At 41.1% G+C, this 18,366-nt stretch carries 18 protein-coding genes; 4 read left to right on the forward strand and 14 right to left on the reverse strand.

The features are described from left to right. Window positions 1–37 precede the first annotated feature (37 nt). Complete coding sequence (locus tag BP95_RS0113520; protein WP_021252564.1) at window positions 38–514, reverse strand: hypothetical protein; 477 nt, start codon at window positions 512–514, stop codon at window positions 38–40. Window positions 515–798: 284 nt separating this feature from the next. Further along, window positions 799–1,614, reverse strand: coding sequence for an MBL fold metallo-hydrolase (locus tag BP95_RS0113525; protein WP_321163052.1), 816 nt, complete (start codon window positions 1,612–1,614; stop codon window positions 799–801). 336 nt (window positions 1,615–1,950) lie between these two features. Between BP95_RS0113525 and rluF the strand changes: the two genes are divergently transcribed. After that, complete coding sequence (gene rluF, locus BP95_RS0113530) at window positions 1,951–2,664, forward strand: 23S rRNA pseudouridine(2604) synthase RluF (protein WP_021252566.1); 714 nt, start codon at window positions 1,951–1,953, stop codon at window positions 2,662–2,664. Between the two features lie 185 nt (window positions 2,665–2,849). Here the strand turns inward: rluF and BP95_RS0113535 are convergent, their stop codons facing one another. The 4 genes from BP95_RS0113535 to BP95_RS30340 form a co-directional block, all read right to left on the reverse strand. After that, window positions 2,850–4,340: a leucine-rich repeat domain-containing protein gene (locus BP95_RS0113535; RefSeq protein ID WP_028532447.1), complete on the reverse strand. Its 1,491-nt coding sequence runs from the start codon at window positions 4,338–4,340 to the stop codon at window positions 2,850–2,852. Window positions 4,341–4,604: 264 nt separating this feature from the next. Then, on the reverse strand, window positions 4,605–5,120 hold the full coding sequence (locus tag BP95_RS0113540) for a GNAT family N-acetyltransferase (RefSeq protein ID WP_028532448.1): 516 nt from the start codon (window positions 5,118–5,120) through the stop codon (window positions 4,605–4,607). A 119-nt stretch (window positions 5,121–5,239) separates the two neighbouring features. Then, entirely contained in the window at window positions 5,240–5,602 is a 363-nt protein-coding gene (locus BP95_RS0113545; RefSeq protein WP_028532449.1) for a DUF4181 domain-containing protein, read from the reverse strand. A gap of 69 nt (window positions 5,603–5,671) precedes the next feature. After that, window positions 5,672–6,076, reverse strand: a complete 405-nt coding sequence (locus BP95_RS30340; RefSeq protein WP_036667066.1) for a YhfM domain-containing protein — start codon at window positions 6,074–6,076, stop codon at window positions 5,672–5,674. Window positions 6,077–6,237: 161 nt separating this feature from the next. Between BP95_RS30340 and BP95_RS0113555 the strand changes: the two genes are divergently transcribed. Continuing rightward, window positions 6,238–7,896 carry a S41 family peptidase gene (locus BP95_RS0113555; RefSeq protein ID WP_028532451.1) on the forward strand — a complete coding sequence of 553 codons (1,659 nt, stop codon included), beginning with the start codon at window positions 6,238–6,240 and terminating at the stop codon, window positions 7,894–7,896. 186 nt (window positions 7,897–8,082) lie between these two features. On the opposite strand, the gene BP95_RS0113560 is transcribed toward BP95_RS0113555, so the two are convergent. Together BP95_RS0113560 and BP95_RS0113565 are read right to left on the reverse strand one after the other, a co-directional pair. Beyond that, window positions 8,083–8,910: a CPBP family intramembrane glutamic endopeptidase gene (locus BP95_RS0113560; RefSeq protein ID WP_028532452.1), complete on the reverse strand. Its 828-nt coding sequence runs from the start codon at window positions 8,908–8,910 to the stop codon at window positions 8,083–8,085. 124 nt (window positions 8,911–9,034) lie between these two features. After that, a complete protein-coding gene (locus tag BP95_RS0113565) occupies window positions 9,035–9,328 on the reverse strand; it encodes an RNA polymerase alpha subunit C-terminal domain-containing protein (RefSeq protein ID WP_028532453.1) in 294 nt (97 codons plus the stop codon). 312 nt (window positions 9,329–9,640) lie between these two features. On the opposite strand from BP95_RS0113565, the gene BP95_RS0113570 reads away from it, so the two are divergent. Beyond that, the gene (locus tag BP95_RS0113570; RefSeq protein WP_268632057.1) at window positions 9,641–10,390 is read left to right on the forward strand and encodes a MerR family transcriptional regulator; all 750 of its coding nucleotides are present in this window, start codon (window positions 9,641–9,643) and stop codon (window positions 10,388–10,390) included. A gap of 105 nt (window positions 10,391–10,495) precedes the next feature. Here BP95_RS0113570 and BP95_RS0113575 read toward each other — a convergent pair whose 3' ends face one another. The 6 genes from BP95_RS0113575 to BP95_RS0113600 form a co-directional block, all read right to left on the reverse strand. Next, complete coding sequence (locus BP95_RS0113575) at window positions 10,496–11,998, reverse strand: malate:quinone oxidoreductase (protein WP_021255257.1); 1,503 nt, start codon at window positions 11,996–11,998, stop codon at window positions 10,496–10,498. A 79-nt stretch (window positions 11,999–12,077) separates the two neighbouring features. Further along, on the reverse strand, window positions 12,078–12,233 hold the full coding sequence (locus tag BP95_RS33085; RefSeq protein WP_155987265.1) for a hypothetical protein: 156 nt from the start codon (window positions 12,231–12,233) through the stop codon (window positions 12,078–12,080). A gap of 389 nt (window positions 12,234–12,622) precedes the next feature. Beyond that, window positions 12,623–13,840: a serine hydrolase domain-containing protein gene (locus tag BP95_RS0113585; RefSeq protein ID WP_028532455.1), complete on the reverse strand. Its 1,218-nt coding sequence runs from the start codon at window positions 13,838–13,840 to the stop codon at window positions 12,623–12,625. Between the two features lie 51 nt (window positions 13,841–13,891). Continuing rightward, a complete protein-coding gene (locus BP95_RS0113590; RefSeq protein WP_028532456.1) occupies window positions 13,892–14,329 on the reverse strand; it encodes a MarR family winged helix-turn-helix transcriptional regulator in 438 nt (145 codons plus the stop codon). Between the two features lie 241 nt (window positions 14,330–14,570). Then, the gene (locus tag BP95_RS0113595; RefSeq protein ID WP_231515110.1) at window positions 14,571–15,512 is read right to left on the reverse strand and encodes an MBL fold metallo-hydrolase; all 942 of its coding nucleotides are present in this window, start codon (window positions 15,510–15,512) and stop codon (window positions 14,571–14,573) included. Window positions 15,513–15,544: 32 nt separating this feature from the next. Further along, the gene (locus BP95_RS0113600; protein ID WP_028532458.1) at window positions 15,545–15,874 is read right to left on the reverse strand and encodes a DUF2834 domain-containing protein; all 330 of its coding nucleotides are present in this window, start codon (window positions 15,872–15,874) and stop codon (window positions 15,545–15,547) included. Window positions 15,875–16,380: 506 nt separating this feature from the next. Here BP95_RS0113600 and shc point away from each other — a divergent pair. After that, the gene (gene shc / locus BP95_RS0113605; RefSeq protein ID WP_028532459.1) at window positions 16,381–18,273 is read left to right on the forward strand and encodes a squalene--hopene cyclase; all 1,893 of its coding nucleotides are present in this window, start codon (window positions 16,381–16,383) and stop codon (window positions 18,271–18,273) included. Window positions 18,274–18,366: the final 93 nt, after the last annotated feature.

Genomic DNA, 18,366 nt, shown 5'->3' on the forward strand with positions numbered 1-18,366 from the left:
ATTTTAAGGCCATCCAGTGTGGATGGCCTGCATATTGTCACAATGTATATTCATATTCTCCTTTAATCACAAAATACGATCCCCGAATTGTTCCCGCCAATTTTGATTTCTGTCTGGCAAACTTAAACTTCCCCTCTAACTCCTTTGGTACCTCCATCCCCTCAGAAAGCTTAAATCCAACAGCTCGCTTCTTCGGGTCATCCACCGTATACATGACATTGAGTCCAAGGCCATCCTCATAAAAAACGTAGGTGATTTGAATATTTTCCACTTGAAAGTGCGACGTTTCTAAAGGTTTGGCCGCAAACTCAATATCACGTTCCTCTTTCAAGATTCGGTTCACGTAATCAAGGTTCTCCTGACTTTCGCTAGCTGGTACAACCGTAAATTCATGTTTGTATTTATTCATGAAGTAACGGGCTTCGTTAGCACGTAAACCAGCAAGTGTTTCTGCTACAGGTGAAGATTCTAAACCAACCGTAGACACATTTTTAAAATCAACGATATACGACACTTCGATCCCTCATTTCTCTTTCTTTGGTTTCCTAATTCTCTTATCAAAACTAATGCCAAAAATGATGATTCAAGGGAAAATTTCGACTGGCAAATTTGCTGGTTTATTAAATGGTGTTCACATAGACTGGTATTAACAAATGTCTCTCTAGATATACGACGTTGTTGCATCCAATCCCCTCATCTAGCGGGGCAAGCAAAACGCTCCAATCCGCCAATCGCATGCTGTATTTAACCAAATTGGATCGACCGTATCGATTACGAAGGAGCAGTTCATGCAGACATTTAGCTGCTTGAAGGAGGGGAAGGCACCTTGACCATCTCTTTATTGTCAGCATGAATGCTTTTCATTCCTTCAAAAAATGGATACTCCCTGCTTAAGTATTTTTCTAACTCTTCGTTATCATGAAGAAGCTGTTTTAAGTAATATTTTGAACTGTTTATCCTTTTTTGAATTTCCTCCTGATACTGTGTTGTCGATCCATGTCCAGGTATGTGAGTCGTTATTTGATGATTTAGCAAAATATTTTCTGCTTTATTGATAGTATTTACATAGTCTTCATAACTGCTAAAAATGAACGGAAACTCAACATCTGACAGGTAATCTCCAGAACAAAATAGACCATATGGCTCGATCACTGTAAATAAACCATCATTCGTATGACCAGGTGCTTGATAAAATGTCATAGCTATCGAATCTAATTCTAATTTATGTCCATCCGCTGAAACAACAATATCTACCGTTGGATATACGGGTGAATAGCTTCTATGTAAATAGTACTTTTGATCAAATTGTTTAATCTTTTGAATGCTGTCTTCTTTATTCGGATTTTTATCCAATTGTTTAGATGCAATTACCTTAGCTTCTTGAAAGGCCCCCGACCCAATAATATGGTCAAAATCGCTATGTGTGTAAATAATATATAGTTGCTTATCACCTTTCATTTTATTTATATAGCACTTAATTTCTTCAATTTCGGTAGGCAACCAATTCGGATCCGTCATAATGATTGCTTCATTAGTTTGAATGATTGCCGTGGTAGTCATATATAGTGCACTTTGAAAAACAGTAATATTATCTTTTTGGAATTGAATCATCATGAACCTTCCTTTTCCCCTTATTATTCGCGCCTTTAATCCCCTAATTTATTCTCTCTTAAATTAAAAAAGTTCGAGGAGTATCGATAAACTCCTTCTTATCGTTATTCTTCCAACAATACAGCCCTCTCTATTTAGAATATAAGTAAATTAACCTTTTAACCTATTTAAGAAAATAAAATTTTAATTAAATTTAATAATAACTCCTGCAGAAATGATATGGATACTTTTGGAACAAATTTTTATCCGTTATATCTGAATAATAGTATGTGATTCATCCTTAAAATAAAGTATAGTTAGTATCTAATTAAATAATCCTCTCATTAAGGATGTGTCAGCATGCGTATTAATAAATATATAAGTGAATCTGGAAAAGCATCTAGACGAGGTGCCGATAAATTAATTACCGATGGAAGAGTTACTATTAATGGTAAACTTGCAACTATAGGAAGCCAAGTTGAAGCTGGGGATGACGTTCGAGTAGATGGCAATCCAATCCAAAACCGAGAAGCAAAACATAATGTCTATATTGCCTTAAATAAACCTGTAGGCATCACTAGTACAACAGAAAAAGGTGTAAAGGGGAATATTGTTGATTTCGTCAACCATCCATTACGAATATTTCATATTGGACGCCTGGATAAAGATTCAGAGGGCCTAATTCTACTTACAAACGATGGCGACATTGTTAACGAAATTCTGCGTGCTGAAAATAAGCACGAAAAGGAATATATCGTTACAGTAGACAAGCCAATTACTCCTGAATTCTTGAAGAGGATGTCAGAGGGTGTCAAAATATTAGGTACAACAACACTGCCTTGTAAAGTAGTTCAATTATCAAAATTTGATTTTAAAATCATTTTAACACAGGGGCTTAATCGTCAAATTCGCCGCATGTGCACTGCATTAGGATATAGTGTTCGCCGATTGCAAAGAATCCGAATCATGAATATTCATTTAGCCAACCTTCCTGTTGGACAATGGAGAGATTTAACCAAGAAAGAGCTATCTCAATTATTTAGAGACTTAAATTATGAGCCAAAAGAATGGTAAAAACTAAGGGACATTAGAGTCCATCCTACTTAAGGATGGACTTCCTTAACGTTTGTCGATTAACTCGATTTTTTCAAAAAATGTCTCCGCCATAATCTCCGCGCTGTCTGTAACAGCAAGTAAAGAAAAAGGACGCAATCCAGTTGTCCTTAGATGCGTCCAAAATTGAGTTCTGTTATGCGGTCTTATTCTGGGAATATGATGACCATTTTTTTACTGCCTAAATATTCAACCGAAGTATTAAGCTGCTCCGACACAAAGCGTACTGGAACAAACGTGCTGTTATTTCTCAGTAGTAAAGGAGCGTCGGACATCACAGTTTGCTGGTTTATCTTAACTTGCTTATTCCCCACAACCCAACGAATCGTTTTGCTGTCTTTTTGAATCGTTACCTCTTTCGTATTCTGGTTCCAATTTACATTTGCACCAAGTTTCTCGGAAATGAAACGGATAGGTACGTAGGTACGGCCTGTCTGAATGAATGGCGCTGCTGTTAGATTGTAGATACTGTCGCCCACATAGGCTGTCTTGCTGCCGATCACCAAGCGTTGAGTCTTACGCTGAGACTTAATACCATAGTTATCCGCATTTAATTTTTTAAATATTTTATAGGTTTGGGTGCCTTGGCTTAAGTCCAAGTAGTTATCGTTCAACTGCAGTCCGTATCGTTCTGCCCCCGTATCCCAATGAAAATCATAACTATTATTTTGAATCGGCTCCAAATCCCACACCCGGTTGTTGTTCAAATGTAGGATTTTTAGGGCTTTCAAATTTCTTAACGGTTCCAAATTCCACACTCGGTTGTTATTCAAGTAGAGGGAATCCAACTTGTTCAAATGGTTTAATGGTTCTATATCTTTAATCTTGTTAGAAGAAAGATCCAAAGTAGACAAGTTAGTTAATTTTGCTAAAGGAGCAAGACTCTCGATGTTATTATTGTTAGCAGAGAGACCTTCGAGGTTTTTGAATCCTTCTAGCAGCTTAAGATCAGTTACCTGGTGTCCATCAATCCCCAGATATGTCAGACTTTTGAACAGCATTCGTAGCGGCGAGAAATCCTTAATTTTATTGTTAGATACATTAAGATATGTCAACTTTTTCATGTTTCCGAGAGGAGCTATGTCTTCTATCGCATTGTCGTCCATTTTCAAATACGCTAATTCTGCGGCACTAGAGAGTGCTGGAACATTCGAAATTTGATTGTGGGCGGCGCCCAACTCAATTAGACGAGGCAATTGTTTCACTACATCTAGGGATGAGACCCGATTCCAACTTATTTCTAGATATTTCAACTGCTTCAGAGCTGACAATTCCTCAATTGATGAAATTTTATTGGCTTTGAGGCTGAGAGTATGGATCTTTGAGAGTTTCTTTAGCGGTGCAAGATCAGTAATTTCATTAATGTCTAGATCGAGATCTGTGATGTTGACGGCATACTCCAATCCCTGCAGATCTTTAATTCCTTTACCTGACAAAGATACAACGGTGAGAGATTCTAAATCCGTTTTGGTAAGTGGTTCATCGTCTTTTTTGCCTATCCATGAACGAATGGATTTTTCGAGATTTCCATCTTTAATAATCGGTTCTTGGCTAACCGCTTCCATCGAAGCTTGTCCTGGAAGGGCCAAACTTAGGAGAAAAATAAAAATAAGTAAGCTTAGAGCACGTTTCTTCATGATGATCATTCCCTCTGATGACTGTATTTTGTTACCTTGAGCTACTCTTGATAAGAATAGACATAATGAATATCCGTTACGCTATCGACAAATTAGTTTAACACCTAAAGTTTTCTAAATAAATAGGAGAATGTTGGGTATCGTGAGGGTGGCTTATACATCGAATGATTAAGGAATTAATCGAACAATTCTTATTCCCGATACATGCTTTGGATTTGCCTGAGGGTAGCAAGAATCGTACCTAGAGATCTATCATTTATGGACTCAGCAGGTGCGCTGAATTTCAAAGGATTGGGAAATAACTTCTTGCAATCCTTCAAGTCCATCTATCGGGATACACTCTCGAGTTTCAACGTAATCAATATGATGTTCCCGATAATACTTCTTCCAAAAGGCTACCGCTCGTTGGTTTGCTGCTAACTGACAGATGGAAATCTTACCAGAAAGCTGCCCAAGCACCTTCTCTACTGTGATCGATGCAATGTTCGTACCCCGATATTTCTTCAATATAAACAACTCTTGAACGGTATAATCAACATCTTCGGGTACAAATGGTGGCGCACAAACCAAAATGAAGCCGATGATTTTGCTATCGTTCACAATAAAATAGGGATGCAGTTCGTCTTTCTCAAGATATATGTAGGTGTTTGTTGGGTCGAACACGCCGCTATTTGTAGGATCTTCCAACGTAAATTCAGACAAATCATATAAATACAAATTATATAGGTTTAAAAAAGTTTCTTTCTGATCTCTTGCAATCCGTGTGATCTCTATGTTCAACTTCCTTCATTCCTCTCTTATAAATGAATTAACACGGTACTTCGTTGTATATCTGCCTCTCTCAATCTTCGACAATGTTCCAATTAATCCCTTTTCCAATGAATAAAATCTGTAAGAAATCAAGGTTCATAAATAACAACGGCAACCAGTAATGCTGCTAGTGGGATAATGATCGCGGTTACGATACACTGTTTTCGATTGCTGGAATACTTCCATTCGATGAAAAAATTGAACGCTCCTGAAATCGTCAAAAATGATATCCAAAACATCTTCAGTACGATGGTATTGGAATAGATGTAATCATAATAAAGGGTGATTCCACCTAAACCGATAATTGCTATAAGGATCAAGCCCCACCATTGTAATTTCTTTCCTTCTTCACGAATCTCCGTTTTTTCTGGCCCTATAATCAATCTGCTGAGTACCGATTTAAGCAGCACTATAAAAAGAACGATAAATGAGAGCATAGATGAGTTGGGCATCGTATTCACCCCTTTATTTTTATCAGATTCGAAATTCTACATGGGTACGTTCAAGCAGTCGTATTCCTTCTACTCGCTCTTCCCCGATTTGTTGATAACTTCCCGCAGTTGATTGGCATAGGTTTTTCCTATTTCGTATCCTACTTCAGAATGATTCAGGTCGACTAGTAAGCCTTTCTTTCCTCTCTCTGCACCTAATGATAAATCGTACTTAGCAATCGTATCGTCAGAATAAGTAATGGTCATGCGATATTCTGCTGCGTAATCTAATGCTCCTGGCAATTTCGTCGCTGTATCGGTTGCCCTTTCGAACTTCTTCATGATCTGCTCATTACTACTGCTATAATTGCTGCACTTCTCCACTCGTTCCAACCCTTGACACTCTAGCTCTATAGAAACTATGGATTTACTTCCACAACCGGTAATGCCTAACAACATTAATAAAAGCAGTAATGTAAAGATTCCTTTATGCATAAGTATCAGCTCATTTCAAAATAAGATTGCTGTTTAGACCAGACACACTGTAGAGCAGTATTCACGAGCGTGCGAAAATTTAGGAACAATTTATGTATCGTTCAAGCAGCTTCTGAATGGCATTATATAGAAACTGATTTTATGGGGAGAGGTGCTCATTTATGAGCTTTTACGGCACGATTGATTCCATCAAGTGGTTTACGGTCTGGGATTTAATCCTTAGCGCTTTGAATTTATTTGTTCTGATCTGGTATGCTGTACCGATTCAGAAATATTACAGGTGGTTAGACTTTGTGCCGAGTATCGCCCTTCTTGGAGCAGTGATAAGCATTCTAGATGGGAATACTTCAGATCTATCCTTGCTCATCTATTCTTGGACATTCCTCGTATTCATTTGCACCATCAAAAAGGTATTCAAGCCTTCTCGACACATCCTTGTTCCTAAGTATCGAATATGGCGGATTATAGTTTGTATCGTCGGGGTGATCCCGCTTGTAGCTGCACTGATGTTCGCAGGGCAATTGAGGTACAATCCGGTAAGCGACTTAAGCAGCCTGAGCTACTCCCAAGCATTTGTAAAAATGAATGAGAGACTGTCTATGGAATACCCGTTCGGTGATTGGAAAAAAATCAATTGGGAAGCACTCAGAAGTAAGTTCGAGCCAATATTCCAAAAAGCCGATCAAAATCAGGATAAAGCTCTCTACTACCAGACCTTGAAGGAATATGTCAGTTCCATTCCCGATGGTCATGTCGGACTTAAAGAAAATAAGGCAGAGCTTAAGGCTGAAATTGGAGGCGGATTCGGCATAACCGCGATCCGGCTGGATGATGGTACGATACTCGTGAACAAGGTCATTAACGATAGTCCTGCTGAACAGATAGGAATCAAAGTCGGTGCAGAGATTGTGACTTGGGATGGCCGTGATGCGAAAGAAGCTTATAATAACTCAGGCTTCATTGTTACCTCTTTAGCCACAGAACAAGCGAAGATGCATCATCAAGGTCTGCTTATGACACGAGCCCCAATTGGCAGAGAGGTGCAAGTCGCCTTTATCAATCTAAACGAAACGAAAACCCAAAAAGTTACATTTCAGGCATACGACGACAACTTTTTAACTTTACAAAGGGAGAATGCTGGACAGGACATCATTGAAGGTCAATTATTAAGCAGCGGGTACGGCTATTTGAAGATTAATTCTTTTCAGAAGGAGCTCTTCGCTACAAGTCCGGAAGAAATATTGATTACCAAGTTGCAGGCATATCTGGATCATCAAATGAAAGGATTGATCATTGATGTTCGAGATAATAGAGGCGGTGAAGACCAATTAGTAGCGGATATAGCCCGGCATTTTGTACAGGAGGAACGCTTTTACGAAATTACGAGCTATTATAACAGGTATACCCACAAATTCGAGTTGAATCATAATGAAACTAGAACGCTCACACCAACAGAACCATCGTTCAACGGGAAAATTGCCATCTTAATCAACAGTCAAACGGTCAGCTCTGGAGAAGGAATTCCATTAGCCTTGAAAGGAATGCCCAATGTCAAAATCATTGGATTTACGCCTACCAATGGCTCATTTGGTCTATACACAGCTCCGATTACCATTCAACTGCCAGAGGGATATGTCGTACAATTGCCAGATGGCAGAACATTGAACCGCAACCATGAGATTCAAGTCGACAGCGACTTTAGCGGAAAAGGAGGCGTTACCCCAGATATTCAAATTCCGCTAACAAGAGAAACGTTTAAGGCCAAGTATGTTGATGGTATAGATGTGGAGTTGAAATATGCGATTCAAGCACTGCAATAACTTCAGATGTGACCGGTCTAATTAGATGACATAGGAAGGAGCAACCGTCTTCCATGTGTGGAAGCTGTTGCTCCTTCATTACTAACCATGTTCGCACTCCCTACTCCAGTTTCCTGTAAGCAATGAATCTATGGCTCCGCTACCGCTTGTCTACGTGAATGCGATGGGAGCGGCACTTCAATATTGCTACACTGAAGCATCTGAGCTGCTGGACTGCTGTGCAGATGAAGTTTCTCCTTTAGCAGCCCCATTATCCACCTTCGTAGTCGGCGTATGCATAACGCCAATCCATAGCAAGACCCAGAGTGGCGCATTGCCAATTGCATGTGCAGCGAACGAAGCCCATGTCGAACCCGTATACTGTGCAATCCATGGTGCAATGAGCATGCCCGGAAGCATTCCGATAAAATGCCATTTTAAGCATGCATGTATCAACCAAGCCCACAGCAATCCGTTAACGACCCAAGCGTATGAACCGAATAGATCGATTTGCAAGGGAAGCATATACCCTCTCCACATTAGCTCTTCGCTGAACATAGCAATCAAATGCAGCGGAATGAACCAAGCAAGTAGCTTCCCATTTCGACGCAGCGGTGTATGAAAAAATTCAGTAGGCGGTATGGAAAATTTCTTAAGCGGATTGAAAGGCGCCGGAAGGTATGGAGGTGGAGCAAAAAGGCGTTTGCGTGCGAAATATTTACCTACCGGTTCTAATAACTGATCAAATAAAATAGTAAAAACAACGGCTCCAATGACCCACAGCCAGTCCTGACTATCAATGGGCGTTAAGCGGAATCGCTCTACGAAGGATGCTAGAGACAGAACACCGCCATCTATCCAATACAGCAGTATACTCAAGGGTATCAACAGGAGAACTGGTGACCATAAAAAGAACCAAAACGAGAACAAAAGAGAGACGCCCCTGTTTACAAGCTTTGGTGTCCAAACATACAAACCGCAGTACACCAGTGCTCCTACTACTCCGTATAGTAAAATCTGAGCCCACAGTGACATCCACATTCTCCCGCTTTCTACCTAAAAGTCTGTCGGTTCTTTTTTCCTATCTTTTAATTGTTGCTTTAGCTTGCGTATTCGCATTTCATGTTGCGTTTCCTATTGCTTTTTATGCTCATTTGTTTCAAGGTTTGAACGACAGTCCTGCTTCTTGCAAAGCATTTCTAAGCTTAGGCAATGATGCTGGGCCCATTCCGTGATACTGCATAATCTCTTTTTCACTATACTTAGCTAGCTCTGCCAACGTGGTTATTCCATGGTGCTCCAACGCACGTCTAGCTGGCGCTGAGAGAACCGCCAGGAACCCCTCCTGCGGCTTGCGCGCTTGCTCACATACCGGACAAGTCGGACAATCCGTGCTTTTATAGTATTGATGTCCCTGTTTGCAAGTTCTTAGCGTTTTATTGGATGCGGTCATAGTGGCTGTCACCTCTCCTATTGCTGTTAATAGTACGTATCTATTATACCCATCATATTATTTGAATGTTGATCCAATCCGTCGACATCTATGACTATTTCCCATAACTCCCTTACCCAAACCTTAGGCCGGGGTGCTGGTTCTCATAATATCTCCCATGATTATACATTCGATTACGTTATGACAAAAGATATTTGTTTACATTTGAGGGGGATTTAACGCTATGTGAGGAGTCAATACGTTATGAAGGATGTCTTGACTCTCCTCTTAGGGAAGGCCTTACACTACATAAGGAAGGGAGGAAGAAAACGTTTGTACACCGTAAAAGAAGTATCCGAGATGTCCAATATTACAGTCAAAACGCTTCATCATTATCACAAAATTGGTCTCCTCTTACCTAGCAAGAGAAGCGAGGCTGGATATCGGCTATATGGAACGAAAGAGCTTGAACGTCTGCAGGAGATTTTATTTTACAGAGAATTAGATTTCTCCTTAGATCAAATCAAGGACATGATGGAACATCATTCTGATCGATTGTCTATTCTTGCACAGCAGGAGAAGCTGCTCCTCAACCGTAAAGACAGGTTGGACACCATTGTTCAAACATTACGTAAATCCATTGAGTGTATTAAGGATGGTGAAATGATGGATAACAAGGAAATGTTTATCGGGTTTGCAAGCGAAGAAGAGTGGAACAAAGCGCTGATTGAACAAAATGAGTATTTGAAGGCATCGTATGGGATGGATTCTCTAGAGATTGCTCCAGAGGAAGTTCAGAGTATCAATGAACAAGCAGTTGAAGCCATGACATTCATGAACAAAATGGCTAATTCCTTACGAGATGGAATCAAGCATAACGATGAGGAAATAGTCAGTCTTATTCGATACCATCTGGCGTTTATGAATAACCATGGGCACAATACGTCTGCTAAAGACTTTGCCGCACAGACTCGATTTTTTCTTAGTGATGATTTTCATCTTAACATGCTCGAGAGTCAGCAGACTGGGTTGGCTTATTATCTCGCAGCTGCGGCAGCGTCTTTCGAGACAACAACCCCATAACGCATCGCCCAGAACAAATGGGCATATAAGCTGATATATTTGATTACTAAAAAGGCCTTGATCCTGTAAATCTCAGGACTAAGGCCTCTTCATTATGTTTATCGTCTACACAACGGGCTGAAGCTCACTGTTAAGACCAAGCGTACGTTCAGTTAACGCATGTATTTCTTTAAATAGCTCCGGGTTTTCCGCAAGCGCTACACCATAGGAAGGAATCATTTGCTTGATTTTTGGCTCCCACTCCTTCACATACTGTGGGAAACATTGCTTAATGACCTGCAGCATGACATGAACGGCTGTTGAAGCACCTGGAGATGCACCAAGCAAAGCAGCAATCGATCCATCAGCAGCACTAATTACTTCTGTACCGAATTGAAGTGTGCCTTTGCCGCCGTGTGTCGTATCTTTAATAACTTGCACACGCTGACCTGCCACCACCAAATCCCAATCCGCACTTTTTGCGTCCGGGACAAAGTCCCGTAAATCCTTCATGCGCTTTTCTTTGGATAACATGACTTGTTGAATAAGGTATCTTGTCAATGGGACGTTCTTCGCTCCAGCTGCTAGCATCGTAAAGAGATTATGCGGCTTCACCGATGTAATCAAATCGAACATGGAGCCCGTCTTCAAGAACTTTGGCGAGAAGCCAGCAAACGGTCCGAACAGCAATGTCTTCTTGTTATCAATATATCTCGTATCCAGATGCGGGACAGACATTGGCGGAGCGCCAACAGGAGCCTTCCCGTATACCTTGGCATGATGCTGCTCTACTATTTCCGGATTATTGCATACCATAAACAATCCACTTACCGGGAAGCCACCGATGCCTTTGCCTTCAGGAATTCCTGATTTTTGCAGCAAATGAAGACTGCCACCCCCGCCGCCGATAAAGACAAACTTTGCCGAATGGCGTTCGACGGTACCGCTTTGCATATTCCGAACCTTCAGCTCCCATAAGCCATCCTTCGTCCGCTTCAGATCATCCACACTATGCTTGTATTGAATCGCAACGTTTTTGCTCTTCAGATGGTCAAGCAGTATGCGCGTTAAAGCGCCAAAGTTAACATCCGTTCCGGTGTCAATTTTGGTAGCTGCCATCGGCTCGTTCGTAGTTCTCCCATTCATAATAAGCGGAATCCATTCCGATAGTTTGGCCGTATCATCGGAGAATTCCATACCTTGAAACAGCGGATTATTTGATAGCGCTTCAAAACGTTTTCTTAAAAAGGCGACATTGCTTTCCCCTTGGACTAAGCTCATATGAGGCAAGGGCATAATAAAATCCTGCGGATTACGGATTAATTTGCTGCTTACGAGATAAGCCCAGAATTGCTTTGAAAGCTGGAATTGTTCATTAATCTTAATCGCCTTGCTAATATCTATGGATCCGTCCTTCTTCTCGACGGTGTAGTTAAGCTCACACAGCGCAGCATGCCCTGTTCCTGCATTATTCCATTCGTTAGAGCTTTCTTCTCCTGCGTTAGCGAGCTTTTCAAAAACTGTAATTTCCCAATCCGGTGCTAATTCTTTCAGCATTGTCCCCAAAGTCGCGCTCATAATTCCGGCACCAATTAAGATAACGTCTGTTTTAGTTTGTCTGTTGATCATTTTTACCGTCCTTACATGCTAATGTATTTGTAGAAAAGATATAGGCGCACCTGCCTGCTTGACTCATTCATCCAGATAGTCAATCGGGATGCATAAAAACCAAGGCCTTCTCCCAACTACTTGCAAGGAATGTTGCTTTGGTTTGCTCCGATTCCAGTGAATAACCGCCCTGCGAGCCCCCTAGTTTGCGCTGTACTGCTTTTTTGGACTTGAAAAATGCTCTTCGCAATAACATCGTGGTACCACCAATTTTGGATTAGCGATCATCCCCAATATGCTTTTCTCACCAACGACTTGTAAACAGCAATCTTAACAGCAAAAAATTCAACCTGAGAGCAAAGTTCCATGTTCTCAGTGGAAAGGAATATCAATTGAGACCCCTTTGTTAAACTCTAGATTCAAAAATGATTGAATCTCCTCAGTTGCTGTATATCTGGGGTGCCGTGACTCCTTTAGAGGATTAATATTATCATAACATAAAAAAATCCATTTGTTAGTATTGATTTTAAACATAAATGTATGGATAGTCATTGATTTTTGTTTGAGATTACTTCTCTTGCTTTGGCTTGGAGATGTATTCCAGTGTGTCCCTATTTCATATGATCAAGTTACACTCATAGATGACTATTGTTTATGAAATGGTATTTCTACACCCTCATCAATAAAGATTCCTTCAGAAATATGGATGTAACTCATCGTGTTTCGAATCCAATACAGGTTAGGTTCAACTTTAAATAAATGGGTATCATGTTGGTCATCGAAAGATATAACATAGGAGTTTATCCCCTCTTTAATTATGAAGGATGTACCATATTCATCAGCGAGTTGATAAGTACCTGCGAGATTATCAGCACTATTGAATTTCATGATATTAGGATGCTTTGGAGCATCAGGTTCTTTACTATCATTGGGTTGGTTTAAAAATTCTAATATTTGCTGCTCGTAAAAAGGGCTTACCTCTTCATTCGTTAAGAGTATCGTCACCTCTCCGCTTGTCACAGAACATAAGCAATGCGATGAATAGCCAGGCCAACCACCAGAGTGACCAATAGAACCGTCATGAATGATAAATCCACAACCATATGAGCTATGTAACGGTGAAGGAGTAAGGGCGCGATTCACCATTTCAAGCGATACTAATTTACCTTGAAGAAACCCTTTTACAAATCGGGCTATATCTTGAGCAGTGGCATAAATGCCTCCGTCACCATAAAAATCGTGCTTCTTATCGATATCTTTAAAAATCGGATCGTCTGTTACATGGATATATTTCTGATTTATAAAATCAAATAGCTTACCGACAGCAGTTGGCTTAGATTTTGGCTTCGTTGTCGTGTTTTGCAGTTGTAGAGGTTGGGCAATCATTCTTTGTAAAGTATCCTCATAAGATAGTTGACTTGCCTGTTCGATAATTTTAGCTAGCAGAACATAATTTGTATTTGTATAAAGCCACCCGCTACCTGGTGAGAAATAAGGCTCCTTGTTATGTAAAATATCTTCAATTTTCTCAACTGAAGAATTATCGATATATTCTGGTATACCAGATGTATGCATCAACAAATCTTCAATCGTTACATCTTTAAAGATACTTGTATCAGACCATTTTGTTAGGTTGTCTTTAAAATGAATCACCTTCTGCTCTATTAATTGAAGTACCATCACAGCAGTGTACATTTTGCTTAAGGAAGCAATGTTAAATAGTGTTTCCCCCGTAATCGGAACTAAATTTTTCATATCAGCAAAGCCTATTGTCACATCTACAATTTCGTTATTGCTCGTTTCTACATAAACTGCACCGTTGAACTGGATTTTTTCAAGCGTAGAATAAATAGAGTTAAACATAAGTAAGCCTCCTAAATATATTAGTTATCTAACATATTAGATGTGAAGAACTCAAATGAACTCTTCAGAAGCAATTTCTTTCAATTTTTTCGTAATTCTTTCTAACTCGTTACGTTCGGCAACAGTCAGTTTAGAAAATAAACGATCGGCCACAGAGCGCTCGACATATTCTTGCTTCTCAAAGTACTCCATACCTTTAGTTCCTAGCGTAATAAAAACTTCGCGACGATTATCAGGATTGATAGCACGATGAATAAACTGGTTTTTCTCCATCTTCGCAATAAGCTGGCTTACTGCACTAGAACTAATGTTCATTTCTATAGCAATCTCACCTACCGTTATTTTGTTGGCTGCGTATACAATATCCAGCAACACGGCTTGCTGAGTGGTGATAGAGCTAGCTAAATATGGTTCATAGTGTTTAAAAATCAAGCGGTTAATGGCATAATCAGCTTCATTAATTTGTTTTACTTGTTCATAGATGTTCACGCAGCTCACCCTCTGAAATATGTTAGATACCTAATATACTAGAGGGGCAGCTGCGATAAGTCAAATTATTCGATGATGGATAATAGTGTGGTATTAAGGTTGAGGTATTTTTGAATTTAACCTGCCCTTACTGCGCAACCTTCTACAATCGCGGAAGATATTCTGCCAGTCTACTTGGAATAAGGTCCAACTATCAACTGCAAGAAGAGCCGGATAACACGGAAATTAGCTTAAATGAGTCTCATCTAAATTCAAGAGTTAAACCCACTCCAACCTCCAATACATTCGCCACATCTGATAATGCAATTTTCGATTTCAAATCTGTACAATGACAAGCATGTAAATGTTTCGGTTTGACAGTCTGAAAATATTCCACGGTTTTGTTCATCTGATATTCTCCGGGGTTCAGCAGATGAAATCCTCCGATTATATCGAGAATCCTATCATCTCCACAAACTTTTTTGGCATACTCAATGGTATTGCAGATTCCTGAGTGTGAACATGCAACAATGATGACGAGTCCGTTTTCAGCTTTATAAACCAGTGCAGAATCATCCAGCAGGTAGTCCTCTGAGATTTCACCATCTCTTGCAATTTGTCCAATAGCATTATCCGCTTCAAAAGGCATAATCCTTTCAATTTCACCTAGGAAGACCAACTTCTCCGTCAGCCACACCGGCTTTTTGGTGTATTCCAATTTAAAATGCCTAGTGATTTTCTCAGCAGTTAGCAAACTCCCTATTTCTTCACCATTCAAGAGTTTGCTGTAGAATACATCGGGATGAGCAATAATGGCGGGAAGTCTGAATTCTAATTGTTCAAGTTTCGCTTCAGAAAACATCCGAATGAGCGGATCCAATCCCCAGGTATGATCGTTATGTCCATGTGACAGCGCAACGTAATCAAGTTTTCTCAAATCAATTCTCATTTTTTCTGAATTGCGAATGAACGCATCTGAGTATCCTACGTCGAACAGTATCCTCTTATCTTCATCTTCGATTAAATAAGAAACAGCTGGCTCACCAACAAAGTAGCGGTCGATGTAAGTGTTATTATCAACCAGCACCGTTAATTTCATTGAGATATCCCCCTCTTCAGGTCGTAAATCCGTTCCTCCGCTTTCATAATCTCTCCGGAGAAAACTCATTTTCTTTCTAATTTCTTTTTCCCTATCAGCAATCATTCCAGCGACTCTCAGAGATCTTATACGTAGGGTTATTCAACTGTCGTCTTTTCCAAATGCAGCTCTCGCAACAATAAAAACATAGGCAGCCCAAAAGAAACTCCTACAGTTAATGTGCCAAGTATCGGAACCCAACACAAACTCATTTTTATCCCAATTCGTTTTCCCTCGTATCGAATGAACACTAATAATACGACCACAGATACAATGACATCATACCAAGCAAATGAGCCTATTCTCGTCCTCGCTGCTTCTTCGATAAGCAAAGGTAACTGCAATCCATGTTCGTATATCCAGGGAATGAGCTGAGAGTACGGCAGCACAATCCCTAGCAACGATAAAACCCCATATAGAACTTTCATACGATTCCCCCTCTAAATAATGACATCATCTTTGGAAAAAGCCCATGGCTTCACAGCACTTCAGATGTATTTTTGTTCTTTGAACCCAATTCTCCCGTTGATCATGTTCATGTCATACCAGATCGATTCCCATCGGTTTCCTCCTACTTCTTTATTAGGCAATAAAGAGCAAACGAAATTTTTATTAAAATCACAACGCATCCAAATATGATAAACAGTAAAACTAGTACATTGTTTAGTTACCCCTTTGTTATTCCAACTAAGAGAATAAGTGTAATACACAATTCCATATTAAACCACATCCGAATAAGAAATGCAGTACAAGCCTTGAACTTTAAATGACATCTTCGCATGTGATAAAAGGCCGTGGCAGATCAAACTTCGTTTCTGTATTACCCCAGCCAGTATCATTTTCCGCGTATAGACCATATGTGTAACTTTTTCCTACAATGGACTACACCACCTGCATATAATTCTAAAAAACCACCCCGGGGGGTACCATGCAAATGAGTGATGTGCTACGTGCAGTGGATAATGAAATAGAACGGCTGACGAAAACAATTATCGAACAGCAGCGACAGGATGGATCCTGGCGTTTTTGCTTTGAAAACGGGACGTCAGTTGATGCTTATGTGCTTATTCTCTTTCGAGTGCTGAACGTTCCGAATGAAGAGTTGATTAGACAGCTGCATGACCGGATTCTTGCCGCGCAGCAAACAGATGGCTGTTGGAGACTGTTTGCCGATGAAGAAGAAGGAAACTTGTCCGCTTCGGTTGAAGCCTATTACGCTCTGCTCTATTCCGGGTACAGCCAGACGGCAGACGAACCTATTCGGCGAGCCAAGCGATACATTTTATCCAAAGGCGGTCTCGGAAAAGTGTCCAACATCATGACCATAGCAATCCTCGCCGCCACTGGTCAGAGAAAATGGCCTGCATCCATCTCGTCCATTCCGCTCGAGATTCTCCTCTTCCCAACTTATTTCCCGATTAATATTTATGATTTTTCAGGATACTCAAGGGTTCATCTTATCCCAATGCTCATTATGGGCGACAAGCAGTTCTCGATGACCTCCGCTCATACACCAGATCTATCTGATTTTTATGTTCGAACGATGGACGAGGAAGATCCTCTCCCCCGCAATCTCCAGGAGATACAAAACAGCATAAAGGAAGGGCTAAAACTGCTTATCGGCACCCCCCGTTATATCCACGAAGCAGCTACAACCAAGGCCGAGCAGTTCATGTTAGAAAGAATTGAAGCCGATGGCACCCTCTACAGCTATGCAAACAGTACAATTCTCATGATTCTCGCCCTGCTGGCCCTCGGGTATGATCAGCAGCATCCGATTATCACCCGTGGCATTCAGGGACTTACCGACATGCAATTTCGTTATAACGGGACAACTACAATGCAGAACTCCCCCTCAACCGTATGGGATACCGCACTGCTTGCCTACACATTGCAGGAAGCTGGAATCGCCGCTGACCATCTAGCGATCCGGCGTGCCGCCGCGCATCTGCTGTCCAAACAGCAGGATAAGACTGCCGATTGGAGCATTCATAACCCGGACACCATTCCCGGGGGCTGGGGATTCTCGGAGACCAATACGATCAATCCCGATGTGGATGATACAACCGCAGCTCTACGGGCGATTAGGAGCTTTTCTAAAACCAATTCTTCTTACCTGGGATCTTGGAATCGCGGACTGAATTGGGCTCTATCCATGCAAAATAATGACGGGGGCTGGCCCGCATTTGAGAAAAATACAAACAACGAAATCCTCACCTGGCTCGCCATAGACGGCGCCAAATCTGCGGCCATTGATCCCTCAGAGGCTGATCTTACAGGGCGTACCTTAGAATATCTCGGGAACTTTGCCAGACTCGATAGCCGGCACGAATTCATCAAACGGGGAACAAATTGGCTAGTCCGCCACCAGGAGAAGGATGGATCTTGGTACGGAAGATGGGGCGTTTGTTATATCTACGGTACCTGGGCGGCACTGACGGGATTGGCAGCGGTCGGCCTTCCAGCTAGCCATAAACCCTTACAACAGGGAGCCCGTTGGCTTCTGGACATCCAAAACCCGGACGGCGGATGGGGCGAATCCTGTCAAAGCGATCGGCTGCGGCACTATGTGCCCTTAGGAGAGAGCACCCCTTCTCAAACCGCATGGGCGTTAGACGCCCTCATCGCTGTTCAGACACAACCAACACCAGTGGTCGATCAAGGAATCCATAGACTTATCGCATTACTCCATGAAGACGACTGGAAGAGCACTTATCCTACAGGTGCCGGCCTTCCCGGTTACTTCTATTCTCATTATCACAGTTATCGCTATATCTGGCCGCTTCTGACGCTGAGCCACTATAAGAAGCGATATGGAAATCCATAGATCTAAAAAAAGAACGGCACCGCAATCGCTACGGGCCGTTCTCGTTTTTCCATTGGGTGTTTCACAACTATCGCGGTGTCTGACTTACAATCA

It is taken from the genome of Paenibacillus sp. UNC217MF (genome assembly GCF_000686865.1).
Taxonomy (GTDB): domain Bacteria; phylum Bacillota; class Bacilli; order Paenibacillales; family Paenibacillaceae; genus Paenibacillus_B; species Paenibacillus_B suaedae.